14 protein-coding genes, 1 pseudogene and 1 riboswitch are annotated in these 14515 nt (G+C 45.8%); of the genes and pseudogenes, 5 read left to right on the top strand and 10 right to left on the bottom strand.

The features are described 5' to 3' along the window. Positions 1-9 precede the first annotated feature (9 nt). The 3 genes from metH to FNL97_RS13870 form a co-directional block, all read right to left on the bottom strand. The gene (gene metH / locus FNL97_RS13880) at positions 10-3420 is read right to left on the bottom strand and encodes a methionine synthase (protein WP_143415991.1); all 3411 of its coding nucleotides are present in this window, start codon (positions 3418-3420) and stop codon (positions 10-12) included. Continuing rightward, positions 3413-5263: a bifunctional homocysteine S-methyltransferase/methylenetetrahydrofolate reductase gene (locus FNL97_RS13875; protein ID WP_143415990.1), complete on the bottom strand. Its 1851-nt coding sequence runs from the start codon at positions 5261-5263 to the stop codon at positions 3413-3415. Before FNL97_RS13875 ends, metH begins: the two co-directional genes overlap by 8 nt. Before the next feature lie 76 nt (positions 5264-5339). After that, positions 5340-5442, bottom strand: a riboswitch (SAM riboswitch). Positions 5443-5597: 155 nt separating this feature from the next. Further along, complete coding sequence (locus FNL97_RS13870) at positions 5598-6155, bottom strand: helix-turn-helix domain-containing protein (RefSeq protein WP_062677795.1); 558 nt, start codon at positions 6153-6155, stop codon at positions 5598-5600. 124 nt (positions 6156-6279) lie between these two features. Between FNL97_RS13870 and FNL97_RS13865 the strand changes: the two genes are divergently transcribed. Next, entirely contained in the window at positions 6280-7788 is a 1509-nt protein-coding gene (locus tag FNL97_RS13865) for an L-lactate permease (protein ID WP_143415989.1), read from the top strand. Positions 7789-7873: 85 nt separating this feature from the next. Here FNL97_RS13865 and FNL97_RS13860 read toward each other — a convergent pair whose 3' ends face one another. Then, positions 7874-8365: a YajQ family cyclic di-GMP-binding protein gene (locus FNL97_RS13860; protein WP_143415988.1), complete on the bottom strand. Its 492-nt coding sequence runs from the start codon at positions 8363-8365 to the stop codon at positions 7874-7876. 187 nt (positions 8366-8552) lie between these two features. Here FNL97_RS13860 and FNL97_RS13855 point away from each other — a divergent pair, with 187 nt between their 5' ends. The 3 genes and pseudogenes from FNL97_RS13855 (at position 8553) to FNL97_RS13845 (ending at position 10297) form a co-directional block, all read left to right on the top strand. Next, positions 8553-9410 (top strand): CvfB family protein, encoded by an 858-nt coding sequence (locus FNL97_RS13855; RefSeq protein WP_205729473.1) that lies wholly within the window; start codon positions 8553-8555, stop codon positions 9408-9410. Between the two features lie 157 nt (positions 9411-9567). Beyond that, a pseudogene (locus FNL97_RS13850) lies at positions 9568-10089 on the top strand (BMP family lipoprotein); the annotation flags it as partial. A gap of 37 nt (positions 10090-10126) precedes the next feature. Continuing rightward, positions 10127-10297 carry a hypothetical protein gene (locus FNL97_RS13845; protein ID WP_286173385.1) on the top strand — a complete coding sequence of 57 codons (171 nt, stop codon included), beginning with the start codon at positions 10127-10129 and terminating at the stop codon, positions 10295-10297. A gap of 246 nt (positions 10298-10543) precedes the next feature. Here the strand turns inward: FNL97_RS13845 and FNL97_RS13840 are convergent, their stop codons facing one another. The 5 genes from FNL97_RS13840 to FNL97_RS13825 all read right to left on the bottom strand — a co-directional run bounded on the left by FNL97_RS13840 (position 10544) and on the right by FNL97_RS13825 (position 12965). Next, positions 10544-10675, bottom strand: coding sequence for a DUF3941 domain-containing protein (locus FNL97_RS13840; RefSeq protein WP_012749405.1), 132 nt, complete (start codon positions 10673-10675; stop codon positions 10544-10546). A gap of 25 nt (positions 10676-10700) precedes the next feature. Next, positions 10701-11603, bottom strand: coding sequence for a DegV family protein (locus FNL97_RS13835; protein ID WP_143415987.1), 903 nt, complete (start codon positions 11601-11603; stop codon positions 10701-10703). 111 nt (positions 11604-11714) lie between these two features. After that, complete coding sequence (locus FNL97_RS13830; protein ID WP_012749407.1) at positions 11715-11915, bottom strand: DUF3813 domain-containing protein; 201 nt, start codon at positions 11913-11915, stop codon at positions 11715-11717. 2 nt (positions 11916-11917) lie between these two features. Continuing rightward, entirely contained in the window at positions 11918-12070 is a 153-nt protein-coding gene (locus FNL97_RS18075) for a hypothetical protein (protein ID WP_012749408.1), read from the bottom strand. An 88-nt stretch (positions 12071-12158) separates the two neighbouring features. Beyond that, positions 12159-12965 (bottom strand): Cof-type HAD-IIB family hydrolase, encoded by an 807-nt coding sequence (locus FNL97_RS13825; protein WP_012749409.1) that lies wholly within the window; start codon positions 12963-12965, stop codon positions 12159-12161. A 177-nt stretch (positions 12966-13142) separates the two neighbouring features. Here FNL97_RS13825 and yjfP point away from each other — a divergent pair, with 177 nt between their 5' ends. Continuing rightward, the gene (gene yjfP, locus FNL97_RS13820) at positions 13143-13910 is read left to right on the top strand and encodes an esterase (RefSeq protein WP_012749410.1); all 768 of its coding nucleotides are present in this window, start codon (positions 13143-13145) and stop codon (positions 13908-13910) included. An 82-nt stretch (positions 13911-13992) separates the two neighbouring features. On the opposite strand, the gene FNL97_RS13815 is transcribed toward yjfP, so the two are convergent. After that, entirely contained in the window at positions 13993-14295 is a 303-nt protein-coding gene (locus tag FNL97_RS13815; protein ID WP_012749411.1) for a metal-sulfur cluster assembly factor, read from the bottom strand. Positions 14296-14515 lie beyond the last annotated feature (220 nt).

Below are 14515 nucleotides of genomic sequence, written 5' to 3'. Positions count from 1 at the left end.
GCCAGCTTTTTATAACACATTGAAATAGCGCGCTTCTGGATGGGCAAAGACAATCGCGGAAACGGAAGCTTCCGGCTCCATCATATATCCGTCCGTTAAATGGATGCCGATTTCTTCTGGGTTCAATAGACGGAAGAGCTTTTCTTGGTCTTCCAAGTTCGGGCAAGCAGGGTAGCCAAACGAGAAACGCTGTCCTTGATATTTCGCGGCAAAGCGCTGTTCCATCGTGAAATCCGGATCATCCGGAAAGCCCCAGCGGTCGCGCATGACTTGGTGGATGAGCTCCGCTAATCCTTCGGCGATTTCGAGCGCCAGCGCTTGAATCGCATGACTTTTTAAAAATTCGCCGCTTTCTTTCCATCGCTGCGAAAGTTCGCGAATGCCTTTTCCGGCGGTGACGGCGAAAAATCCCACATAGTCGATTTGTCCGCTTTCTGTAGATTTCAAGTAATCAGCTAAACAAAGGTATGGCTCTCTTGGCTGTCTTGGAAATTCAAATGTTTCGATAATGGTCCGTTTGTCTTTTGGCGAGTAAATGTAAATCCGGTTTCCTTCACTTTGCGCCGGGAAAAATTGATATACCGCCGCTGGCGTAATCCAGTTGTTGCGCTGGGCCTCGTCAAGCAGGTCATCGACGACTTGCTTTAACATAAGCGCTTTTTCATCTTTTTCCTCAAGCAGCCGTTTTACTTTTCCTTTTAACCCAAGGTGATGTCCTAATACCATTTGCCAGTTGACGTATGGAATAATATGCGAAAGCGAAATATCTTTCAATATATGGCGTTCTAAATCTGTTGGCACAAACACGGGAACGTCGGTTGAGACGTTCGACTTTGCCGCAATAGCCGTTGGTGTCGTTTTTTCTGTTTCCGTTTCTTGCTTTTTTGTTTTTGTATATTCGATTTCGTTTTGCTGCAGCTGATTTGCCAGCGCCAGTCCTTCCATGGCGTCTTTTGCGTATAATACGATTCCATCGTATTCCGGAGCGATTTTGTTTTCCGTGAATTTACGCGATAATGCCGCACCGCCGACTAAAATCGGCGTCGAAATGCCCGCTTGCCGCAAATCTTGCGCGGTGACGACCATTTGCTGGGCAGATTTGACAAGAAGCCCTGATAAACCGATAATATCCGGTTTTTCGGCTTGAACGGCTTCAATGAGCTGCTGCGGCGCCACTTTAATGCCTAGGTCGATGACGTGAAAGCCGTTGTTGCTTAAAATAATGTCGACCAAGTTTTTGCCGATGTCATGCACATCGCCTTTGACGGTGGCGAGAAGCACTTTTCCTTTTGTACTGTTTTCCTTTTTCTCCATATATGGTTCTAAAAAGGCGACCGCTGCTTTCATCACTTCCGCGCTTTGCAATACTTCGGCAACAATGAGCTGATTGTCATTAAACAGCCGCCCAACTTCATCCATCCCCTCCATCAGCGGTCCGTTAATGATGTCAAGCGGGTCAGGATAAACTTGCAGTGCCTGTTCTAAATCGGCGAACAATCCTTCCTTCGTGCCTTCGACGACATAGCCCGCGAGCCGCTCTTCAAGGCTAAGCTCGGTTTTTATTTTTTTCGGTTCTTTCGTTTTATCGCGGTAAAATTGGATAAAGGCATTTAACGTTTCCTCGTTCGTGTTAAACAGCAGTTCTTCAGCCAACCGCACTTCTTCTTCCGGAATCGAAGCGAATCGCTCCAATTTTTCCGTGTTGACGATCGCGTAATCGAGCCCGGCCTGCGTGCAATGGTACAAAAAGACGGAGTTTAAAATTTCCCGCCCGACCGGCGGAAGCCCGAACGAGACATTGCTGATGCCAAGTATTGTTAAACATTGCGGAAGCCGTTCTTTAATGAGACGGATGCCTTCGATCGTTTCTTTAGCGGAGCCGATGTATTGTTCATCGCCGGTGCCGACCGGGAACACGAGCGGATCGAAAATAATGTCATGAGGGGATATCCCGTATTTGTTGACAAGCAGGTCATACGAACGCAAGGCGATTTCCAGCTTCCGTTCGGCATGAATAGCCATTCCTTGTTCATCAATCGTGCCGACAACGACGGCAGCACCATATTTGTGAAGGAGAGGAATGACTTTTTCAAACCGTTCTTCGCCGTCTTCCAAGTTAATCGAGTTAATGATTGCTTTCCCTTGTGAATAAGTGAGAGCGCGTTCAATAACGCGTTCATCCGTCGAATCAATGACAAGCGGCACTTTTACTTTTTTTACAACTTGTTGGATAAACTTTTCCATATCTTCTTGTTCGTTGCGGTCCGGGTCGGCTAAGCAAATATCGATGACGTGCGCGCCGTTTTTTACTTGCGCGCGGGCAATTTCCGCCGCTTCTTCATATTTTCCTTCGGCGATGAGCCGTTTAAATTTGCGCGAACCGATTACGTTTGTGCGCTCGCCGACAAACAGCGGACGCATTGTTTCATCGTAAATAAGCGGATCGATGCCGGAGACGGCATGAACGTCAAAAGATTTCGGAATTGGCCGCGGTGGAATGTCCCGGACCGCTTCGGCGATGGCGCGAATATGTTCCGGGGTTGTTCCGCAACAGCCGCCGACGATGTTAATCCATCCTTTTTCAGCGAATCGTCGGATTTTTTTCGCTAACATCTCCGGTGTCTCGTGATAGCATCCTTCTTCATCCGGAAGCCCGGCGTTCGGATAGCAGCTTACAGCAGTGTTCGCCAAGGAAGCGAGCGCGCGCAAATGGTCGGTCATAAACTCGGGGCCGGTCGCGCAGTTTAATCCGACCGCGAACGGCTTCATATGCTGGACGGAGATGAAAAACGATTCAATCGTTTGTCCTGCTAATGTTGTTCCCATTGGTTCAATCGTCCCGGAAATCATAATCGGCACTTTTTTTCCGACCGCTTCAAACGCCTTGGAAATGCCGATAAAGCCGGCTTTGACGTTTAAGGTGTCTTGGCACGTTTCTAATAAAAGTAAGTCGACTCCGCCAAGCAATAGTCCACGCGCCTGTTCTTCGTAAGCGGCAACTAATTGTTCGAACGTAATGCCTCCTGTGACGGATAACGTTTTTGTCGTCGGCCCCATCGAACCAGCGACAAAGCGCGGCCATTCGGGAGTAGAGTAGGCGTCGGCGGCTTTGCGGGCAAGCTTGGCGGATTCGATATTTAACTCTAGCGCTAAATGGCCAAGATGATATTCATCTAATACAACGTTTGTCGCACCGAACGTGTTTGTTTCGATAATATCCGCTCCCGCCTGCAAATATGCTTCATGAATGCGCTCGATCACATGAGGGGCGGTGAGCGTCAAATATTCGTTGCATCCTTCGTATGCTTCTCCGCCGAAATCGTCGGCCGAGAGCTTCGCGCTTTGAATCATCGTTCCCATTGCGCCGTCAATAATTAATATTTTTTTTTCGAGCTGTTGCTCAAGTGTGATGTTACCCATGGAGTACCTTCCTTTCTTGTGCGGCTTGTTCCTTTTCATGAATGTAGCGAACGAGTTCGACGGTCATTTCATAGCGCAAAAACGGCGTAATTAAGTAGATGCCGTTAAACAAGTCAAAGGCGGCGTCAATGAGCGATTTGGCAATTGCGATTCCTTCGCGCGCAGATTGCACGGGGTTGTTCGCGCATGCCGCCATGCGGGAGCGGATTTCATCAGAAAGAGTAATTCCCGGCACTTCGTGATGAAGGAAATCGGCGTTGCGCGCGCTCACTAGCGGCATAATGCCGATGTAAATCGGCGTCTCAAGATGCTTCGTCGCTTCATACACCTCTTCGATTTGCCGCTCGGAATAAAGTGGCTGGGTGATAAAATAATGGGCGCCGCATTGAATTTTTTTCTCCAGACGCTCTACAGCCTTATCTAAATGACGGACGTTCGGGTTAAAGGCCGCGGCAATCGAGAAGTTTGTTTTTTGCCCGAGCGGTTTTCCGGAATACGAAAGCCCTTCGTTAAATTGGCGAATGAGCCGGATTAAATCAAAGGAAGATAAATCATAGACGGATGTAGCACCAGGAAAATCGCCGATTTTCGATGGGTCTCCGGTAATGGCGAGCACATCGGTGATGCCGAGCGTATGCAAGCCCATCAGGTGCGACTGCAAGCCGATTAAATTGCGGTCGCGGCATGTAATATGAATAAGCGGGCGGATGCCGAGCTGCTCTTTGACGATGGAGCCGAGCGCCATGTTGCTGATTCGTGGAGTTGCCAGCGAGTTATCGGCCAATGTCAACGCATCAATGTTCGCTTCTTTCAGCGCTTTGGCGCCTTCTAAAAATTTCGCGATCCCTAATTTTTTCGGCGGATCAAGCTCGACGATCACCGAGCGCCGCTTACGTACGATATCCTGCAGCGGCGGGGCGGCATTTGGTTCGTTTGTTTGGATAGAAATCGGAACATGACGTTGTTTAACGACTTTTTCTGTAATCGGTGTCCGATCGGTTAAGGCGTTTGCTATCGCTTCGATATGTTTCGGCGTCGTGCCGCAGCACCCGCCAATCAGGCGCACGCCTTGCTCACGGAAGGCAAGCGCTGTTTCTTTAAAATAATCGGTGTTTGTTTCATAGATAAGCCGTCCGTCGCGATAATCCGGCAAGCTTGCGTTCGGATACGCGGAAAGAAACGCTTTTTTCGGCAGCGGTACTTCCTCGAGTGAACGAATCATATGATATGGACCGAGACGGCAATTTAGACCGATGACATCGGCTCCCAACTGCTCCAAGCGCGCCAACGCTTCAGAAAGGGGAGTGCCGTCTTGCAAGACGCCGACTTCATGGAGGGAGACGTGCGCGATAATCGGCTTATCCGTTTCTTTGCGCGCGATCGCAAGAACCGTCTCTAATTCTTCTAAATCGTAATACGTCTCGAGCAACAAGCCGTCGACATCCTCATTTAACAGCACAAACAATTGCTCGCGAAACGTCCGCTTTACCTCTTCGATGGAAACGGCGCTTTTATTGATGCTCCGTAATCCGCCGATCGTTCCAAGCACATAGGCGTTATTTTTGGCCGCTTGTTTTGCCAGCCGTACCGCCGCCCGGTTAATCGATGGCACTTCATCTTCCAATCCGTAGCGGGCAAGTTTCACATAATTCGCGCCATATGTGTTTGTTTGAATCACTTCTGCGCCTGCAGCGATATATGCCTCATGAATATGAATGATGTCTTCCGGTTTTGATAAATTTAGTTCTTCAAAACATCGGTCGACGCCGTGCGAGTATAATAGCGTTCCCATCGCTCCATCGGCGATAAGGATGCGTTCTTTTAAGTCTTGCAAAAGCCCCACGCTCATTCCCCCGTTCTATGAAGATAGTAAAAGAAAAAAGCCTTCTATAAGAAGAAGACTTTTTATGTATCGTCTCTTCTTATCTTCCAGGCGTTTCGCCTGTCTGGATTTAGCACCTTGACTTCCGCCAGGTTGCTGAGAGTTCATCGGGCCAGTCCCTCCCCCTCTCTTGATAAGAAATTCGCTATGAAGTTATAGTCAAACGCTTCAACGATATAATTAATATATAATGTAAAGCATTTTCTGAAAATATTCAATATAATGGAATCGTTTTCAAGAAAATATTCTATCCTCAATAGAAAAAAGCATAATGCTTAAAAAGTAGTGTTGTTCACTATAGTGAACGTATATGATTGGAATCAATGACTAGGTAGTAGTGGCATTCATTCTCCCCGATATTGATGAAACGATGTTCCATATCAGCTTCGTAGTACATCGAATCTCCTTCTTCGAGGTCATATGACTGGGTTCCGAGCACGACCCTTAACTTACCTTTAGCTACAGATATATACTCTTTTACTCCTTTTTTATGCTTTGGAAAAATACCGGACTCTTGTTTTGGCGGAATCCGATTGAAAACAAACTCAATTCCTTTTGATGGAAAAGAAGGGGATAAAAGATGCCGCTCAAAGCCGCTCCGTTCGTCTTTATATACATATCGTTCATCTTTTCTAATGATAATGACTTCGCTTTGCTCATCTTCCCCTAATAATTGTGAAAGAGTCATATCTAACCCTTCAGCGATCTGGCAAGCTACTTGAATCGTTGGATTTTTTTCTCCTCTCTCGATTTGCGATAACATCGAACGGCTAACCCCGCAGCGCTCCGATAATGCCTGGAGTGAAAGAGATTTACGCTTTCTCGCTTCTCGCACGTTTTTTCCAAAATTCATGACTGTCTTTCACCTCTCATTATATATTACACTATAGTGGAAATTTTGTCTTGACTTATAGTTTTTCTGTAGAGAATAATATATATATCCACTATAGTGGATAAAAGGGGAGGGGGAATGTTCCATGCATGATGCGATTCATTTCTTATTAGCAGGGTTACCTATTTTATTCGCTCTTATTTGCTTGGTTTGGCTGAAAATGCCGGCGATGTACACCGCTGTCTATTCGTATGGATTGGCTTTCGTATTGGCTTTTTTTTCTTTTGATGCATCGGTGCAGGATTTGCTTCATTCCTCTATTCGCGGCATATTGTTGTCCGGTACGGTTATTTATGTATTAGTGTTTGGGCTGCTTTTATACAACTTGCTAAATGAAAGCGGAGCGATGAATATGATGTCCTACGGTTTATCACGCTTTTGCCGCTCAAAAGCAGAACAGGGGCTGCTTATTTCTGCCGCTTTAGGTCCTTTTCTAGAAGCGGTCAGCGGATTTGGCATTGCTGTGGTGATTGCTGCCCCATTATATCTTTCGCTAGGATTTTCAGCGACGAAGACAATGATGTTATCGTTATTGACGCAGTCGGCCGTGCCGTGGGGAGCGCTTGCCATCGGTACGGTCATTAATGCGGAGTTATCGGGAGTTCCTTTGCATCAATTGGGGGAGTATAGCGCGATAGTAAGTATGCCGCTTTTTCTTTTTTATGCGGTTATTATTGTGGCCATTAGCGGCGGCAAAAAGTCGATAAGACAATATTTTGATTCCATTATTATCGTTTCGTTCGTGCTGTCATTTGTGACATGGGCTTCCAGCGTGTATATATCTACCGAACTGGCGGGCGTATTGGCGGGAGGAGCTGCCTCTTTTTTGCTCATTGCCTATTGGAAACTAAAGCCGTTAATCAGCCAAAAGAGGGGCAAGGCCGCTACGACGCATGTAGTTATTGGGAGGGGAAACTTTTGGAAGGCAATGGTACCATATGCCGTTTTAACGATATATATATTCGTTTCCCATTTCTCTGCTGCATGTAAGAGAATAGTTACAAGCATCCTCGTTATTCAATGGCCGGAATATCATTTTCGGTTGGAGCTGTTGTATAGCCCAGGTTTTGCCCTGTTCCTCGCTTCGCTGACAGCGATATGGCTATATCGGCTAACTAGCGTTCAACTAAAAACCTGTGCAGGAAAAACCATCAAACAAGTATATCCCGCCGTAATAGCAACAACGGGTTTTATCGCGATGTCGAGCGTGATGGAAGGATCGGGAATGACGAATTTCCTGGCCGCCAATATTGCCGCGTTAGTAGGTTCGTGGTTTATCATCGCTTCTCCGCTCATCGGTGCGATCAGCGGATTTATGAGCGGCAGCAACAGCGCGGCTAACGCCATGTTTTCCCATTTTCAAAGCACGATGGCTGAGCAATTACATAGTCCCGCACTATTATATGCCACCGCACAAAACGTCTCCGCCTCGAACATGACCATGGCATCTCCATCGAGAATCGCTTTAGCGGCCGCCATCACGAACCAGTCTGGACAGGAAGGGCAATTTGTGCGGGACATTCTTCCGATTGCCTTTGTTGCTTTGTTGATCATTATGTCTAGTATTGTTGGGTTAGGTTTTTTCTTTGAATAATTGCTTCTAAAACTTAATGCGAAAATAGAGGAAAAGAGCATGAAAAAAGATGCTACGGGCGTTTAATGCCCGTAGCATCACGTTTTTATCGATAATTGACAAATTGCACATCAATCGGCAAGTCCGCTTCGCGAATCGCAGCGATGACCTTTTGCAAGTCATCTTTGCTTTTGCCGCTGACGCGGATTTGATCGTCCTGTACTTGGCTTTTCACTTTCAGGCCAGTGTTTTTAATGATCGTATTGATTTTTTTCGCGTTTTCTTTATCGATGCCTTGCACAAGTTTGGCGCGCTGGCGCACCGTTCCTCCAGCAGCCGGCTCAATTTTGCCGTATTGAATGTTTTTCGTCGGCACGCCTCGTCTAATGAGCTTGCCAATTAGCACGTCCTTGAGCTGTTCCAATTTAAATTCATCGTCGGAAATAAGGATGAGTTCGTCTTTGTCTAGCGAAATGTCGCTTTTGCTGCCTTTAAAGTCATAGCGGTTTTTAATTTCTTTCAGTGCGATGTTGATCGCATTGGTGACTTCCGATAAGTCGACTTTCGATACAATATCAAAGGAACTTTCTTTCGACATACACAACCTCCAGCATTTTTTATTTTATTATAGTAAAATGTGGCAAGGAACACAACAAGAAAAGGAGGGGAAGCCGAACGACGTGGAGGTGCTCTTGTGATGATGGGAAAAACTGTGTTTTATGCAGAATTGTCCATTGGAGTGGGAAATAATAAGCGTGAAAATATAGACAAAGGAAGAGATTGCAATGAAACGATTAATTCCTGGAGAAATTATGACATTAACGGTAAAACGGGAAATGCCGTTTGGCTGCTTTTTGACGAACGGCACGGAGGAAGTGATGCTGCATAAAAGAGAAGCGAATACAACGCTTGCGGTCGACGACGAGGCAACGGTATTTTTATATCATGACCACGACGGACAGCTGTGCGCTACCATGAAAATGCCGAAAATTACGAACCACAAATACGACTGGGTTGAAGTGGTCGACATCGTTCCGAAATTGGGTGTTTTTGTTGATATTGGCATTTCCAAAGATATGCTCGTGTCCATCGATGATTTGCCGCCGCTTCGCTCGCAATGGCCGAAGCGAGGGGATCAATTATATTGTTCGCTAAAAACGGATAAACGCGGACGGCTGCTTGCTAAACTAGCGGATGATGACACGATGAAACAAATCGCCGTAAAAGCGCCGGAATCAGCGTTCAATCAAAACATTCGCGGGCGCGTCTACCGCGTGATTAAGGTGGGAGCGTTTCTTATCTCTGATGTCGGCTACCTTGGATTTGTCCATGAATCCCAGTGGCGAAACGCGCCGCGCCTTGGTGAAGTGGTGGAAGGGCGGATTATCGCCGTCAAAGAGGATGGGACGGTCAATGTCTCCTTACTGCCGCGCAAGCATGAAAGCATCGACGAAGATGCGGCAGCCATTTATACGTACTTAGAAAGCCGCGGCGGGGCGATGCCATACCACGACAAAAGCGATCCCGATGATATCCAAGCGCGCTTTCATATGAGCAAGGCCGCCTTTAAACGAGCATTAGGACGATTAATGAAAGAAGACAAAGTATATCAAAAAGATGGATGGACGTATAAGAAGGAATGAAGAGGGCGAAGCCAGTCCGGCTTTGCTTTTTTTCTGCCATAAAACTTAACAAATACCAAACCGTGCCGATAAACAATAATGGACACCATGAAAAGAAGGGGACGAACCAATGAAACAGCAAAGACGTATATGGCATCTTGTTATCGCGCTATTGGCTATGTTTATGATGATGTCCGGCTGTTCGACGAAAGAAACAGCGGCAAAGAAAGACAGGATCAAAGTCGGGATTATGTTGTCAGATGTCGGACTTGGGGATCAATCGTTTAGCGATTCGGCGTTTCGCGGGTTAATGAAGGCTAGGGATGAACTTGGCATTATTTTTGATTACCGGGAATTAAAAGACACGAAAACGTATGAACAAGGGTTAAAAGAACTTGTGGAAGATGGCAATGATATCGTCATCGGTCTTGGCTTCATGGTGCAAGAGGATTTGGAAAAAGTGGCGAAACAATATCCAAAGCAGCGTTTTATTTTAGTTGACTCTGTTTCTGATTTGCCAAACGTGACATCGATTGCGTTTAAAGAAGATGAAGGAAGCTTTCTTGCCGGAGTGTTGGCGGCGCTTGTGACAAAAACAAACCGCCTCGGGTTTATCGGTGGGGCGGATGTGCCATTGATTCGTAAATTTGCGGCGGGATTCGAAAAAGGGGTTCACGCCGTGAAGCCGTCCGCCTCCGTTCACATCGAAACAATTAGAGGAGAAAGTATTGCAAAATGTGGAAAGCATCAGCGCCGTCGTCGAACAGTCGGCGGCCGGCAGTGAAGAAATTGCCGCTTCGATGGCTGAACAGCTGACAGCGTTTGAAAAAATGGTGGAGAAAGTAACGAAACTAAGACAATTGACGGATGAACTGCATGAGGTGATGGTGAAGTTTCGGATGGAATGAAATTGAACTATCCCCACTTACCGGCTAAGGCCGGTGGAAGTGGGGATTTTTGTTTCCTTTGTCTGTTGTTGTTCAAAGGCCCCAAGCCCCTCCGTTCATTTATGACAGAAGAAGAACGCTTTTCAACTATTAAAATTACTAAAAAAACAAAAAATGCCGATTCATCCTCCACCTACGCTTCGCTTAGAGGTGGGGGTCTTCTCGGCAAAGAAAAGAGGCTGTCCAGTATAAAAGGACAGCCGAATTTTATAAATGATCCGTCTTCTTCGAGTACGCAAATTTCCCAGCCTGGCGGTTTTTTTCGCGCAACATGTTTTTTTCATGGCGTTTCGCGTTGTTGTCTCGTGCTTTTTTATCGTTATCGCTTGTATGTGACATACCATGCTGCACTCCTTTATGTGAGTTATACGCCAGTAGTTTTTCCGAAATAAGCGACTTTATGCTTCGCTTCGATTTGCTTATTTAAGAAGAAGAGTGCCAACGTGCCTGGACCGGCGTGCGCGCCGATCGCGCCGCCGATTTCGGTGATGAAAAAGCGCGTGCAGCCATATGTTTTTTCAATAAGCTGCTTTAATTCCAATGCGGCTTCTTCGTCGTCGCCGTGGCTGATGCCGATCACTTGTTTTTGCAAATCGTCGCCGCGTTCGCCCATGATTTCGACCATGCGCTTTAACACTTTTTTGCGGCCGCGTAATTTCTCCAGCGGAATAAGTTTGCCGTCTTCGACATGGAGAAGCGGCTTAATGTTTAAAAGGCCGCCGACCATTGCCGCGGTTTTGCTAATTCGCCCGCCGCGCGCCAAAAATTCTAAATTGTCAACCGTAAAAATATGTTCCATATGGCGGCAGTAAGAAACAATCGTTTCGCATAATAGGTTGTACGGCATTCCTTTTTCTGCGAGTTCCGCCGCTTTCATCACTACAAGTCCTTGTCCGAGCGACGCGCACTTCGAATCGATAATCGTTAGCTGAAACTCAGGGTATTCTTCAAGCACTTCGCTGCGAATCGCCATCGCGGTTTGATATGTACCAGATAATTGCGAGGAAAACGCGATATATAGACAAGGGCGGTTTTCTTTTGCGTACTTGGTAAATAGTTCTTTCATTTTTAGCGGATTCGATTGCGCCGTTTTCACGATTTGTCCGTTGCGCATCGCGTCATATACTTGTTTTGGTTCAATGGTAATAAAGTCTTCATATTCTTCGCCATTGAAATGGACAAGAAGCGGCAGAAACGCGATGTTATGCTTCTGCAAATAAGAATATGGGAGATCGCTGCCACTGTCCGTAATAATTTGAATCGACACTGCATCCACCTCTTATAAAGTTAAGATAAGATATATTTTTAGTGTAGCGATTATGATGAAAAAAGACAATTTTTCTTTCCTATAAAAAGGTTGCGGCGCTCGGCCGCAACCTTACTGAGTGAGTTGATCAAGTTCTTCCTGGAATTGACGCAACTGCGCTTTTTCTGCCAAGCTGGAATGAGCATAGGCAGAAGATAAGGCGTTTTTTGCTATGGCGATCGCGCGATCCAAGTCGATATCCGCTTGGCCGTTTGCTGCTTGTTTTGCCTGCATGACCGCTTTGCGCGCTTCTTGAAACAATCGATTGCCCATCGTTATTCGCCTCCAAGCGACGTTTCAAACGCTTTTTGCATTTTGCGCTCTTCCGCTTCAGCGTATGTCATGTGGTAAGGGATTCGTTCGTCATGTTTTTCTACCGCATCGACGCTTTGTTGAATGAAGCGTTTCGATTTATTTCGTTTACCCAAGACGTATTCCCCCCTTGAAAAAATAAAGACGCAGTATTGCGTCATGGATAGTGTAACCGTATAGGGGGGATTGTAATAAGGCAATTCGTTACAGCTTTAACATTGATTTTAAATAAATACCGATGCCATCTTCTTCATTCGTTGCAGTCACATCGTTGGCGATTTGTTTGAGGGGCTCAATCGCGTTGCCCATCGCGATGCCATGACCTGCCCATTCGATCATTTCTAAATCGTTATCTTCGTCTCCAAAAGCGATGACCCGTTCTCTAGGGATATGGAAATAATCAGCGATTTGCTTGAGGCCAAACGCTTTATGAACGCCGGCGCGAACGATTTCAATCATATGCCATGGCTCGGTCCAGCGCCGGTGATGCAATACGTTCGCATGAACATCAGATAAGTACGACTGTATTTGGTCGGCATGTTGTTTGTCTGTATGAATAAGAATGCTCGTTGGATCATCTTTTAATGCATAGCGCAAGTCGCCGATTTCGATGGCCGGGTTGCCAAGCCGGACAATATCTAGCAGTATTTCATCATGTTCATGAAAGTATACATCGTCCATCACTTCGGCTAAAATATTTTTAATCGAGTACGTTTCACTTACTTCAATGATGTCTTTTACGGTTTGGAGCGGAAGCGGAAAATGACGGATCCCCCATGAATGGTCGGCAGGGTGATGGACGAACGCCCCGTTAAAGTTGACAATTGGCGTTGTGAGTCCAATCTCTTCATAGTACATTTTGCTGGCGCGATAAGGTCTTCCAGTTGCAATCACGACAAGATGCCCTTCTTCTTTTGCGCGCAAAATCATTTCTTTAGTAAATGGGGAAATCGTTTTGTCATCTTTTAATAACGTACCATCTAAATCCAACGCAATTAAATATTGTTTCATAATAACTCCCTTTACATTGTTTTTTTAAAGTATATACGATCATGATTTTAAGGTCACTACTATTTTTATCATCATTTTGTTTTTTTTTTGGCTCTTTTCTAATATAGTGTAACTCTTTTCCAAAATTCTTGTCTACATGTTACACTATAGAAAAAAGAATGAAGGAGTTTTGAGATTATGGTCATCATTGAAAAAGAAACCGTTGCCCAAGTGCCTGTGCTTCATGTCGTAAAAAAAGAAAAGCGGGAAGAACGATTGCCGTTTATTTTGTTTATTCATGGATTTACAAGTGCAAAAGAACATAATTTGCACTTTGGGTACTTGCTTGCCGAGGCGGGATACCGCGTGATTTTGCCGGATGTGCTGCATCACGGTGAACGAGATTCGTCTTTATCTGAGCGTGAGCTGCAATTGGCGTTCTGGAATATTGTGACGCGTACGATTACGGAAATTAAAAAAATCAAAGAGGAATTAGAACTTCGCAATCTCATTCAGCCGGATCGGATAGGACTTGCCGGTACATCGATGGGGGGGATTGTCACATTTGGCGCACTTGCCGAGTATCCATGGATTAAAGCGGCCGTTTCGCTGATGGGAAATCCAATGTATGAAGCATTTTTTGACGCCTTAATTGAAACAGGCAAAAAAATGGGAGTGGCGATTCCGCTTTCCGATGAACAACTAAAGCGGGAAAAGGCGCGATTAATGAAATATGACCTTTCTAGACAGCCGGAGAAATTAGCGGGCCGTCCGCTTCTTATTTGGCATGGAAAGTGCGACCAAGTTGTCCCTTATTCTTATACATATGAGTTTTATGAACAAATAAAACCGCTTTATCAAGGAAAAGAAGAAAATTTGAAGTTTATTTCCGATGATACGGCAGGGCATAAAGTGACAAGGGAAGCGTTTTTAGAAACGGTGAAATGGTTTACGAAACATGTGTAAGAAAAAAACGGCTATGCTTATGGCATAGCCGTTACAACATTATCGGAGGGGTAAAAGCGGACGGGACATTTTCCCAAAAAAGTTATGAAAAATGCCCTAATTGCCGCAGCGCTTCTTCACTCATTCGTTCCGGAGTCCAAGGCGGATTCCATGTAATTTGTACTTGTACATCGCGGATTCCATCGATATGTTCGAGCGCACGTTTCACACCGCCGACGATGGAGTCGTGAAGCGGGCAGCCCGGTGTCGTAAGCGTCATTAAAATATATATGTTTCCATCATTAATTTGCAAATCATAAATTAACCCTAAATCCACGACATTGATCCCCAGTTCTGGGTCAATAACCGTTCGAAGCTGCTGAAGTACCAATTCGCGAATATCCATGATTATAGCCTCCTTTTTATCTTAATTAGGCGAGAAGACTCCCACTTCAACGAAGCGAAGCGGAGTAAGTGGGAGATGAATCGCCTTAAGTGTGAGTAAAATGTTTGTGGGAGAAATTCTTAGAATTCCCCGATGAGGGGGTTGGGAACGTAGGTTCGCAACCCACCTCATCGGGGCCACCAAGCAAAGCGCGGTAGGATCCCAAGCAGGAAACATGAAA

The sequence above is a fragment of the Geobacillus sp. E263 genome (genome assembly GCF_007197795.1).
Classification (GTDB): Bacteria; Bacillota; Bacilli; order Bacillales; family Anoxybacillaceae; genus Parageobacillus_B; species Parageobacillus_B toebii.
The sequence above is the reverse complement of the archived record's forward strand: the minus strand, read 5'-3'. Positions and strand labels throughout refer to the sequence as shown.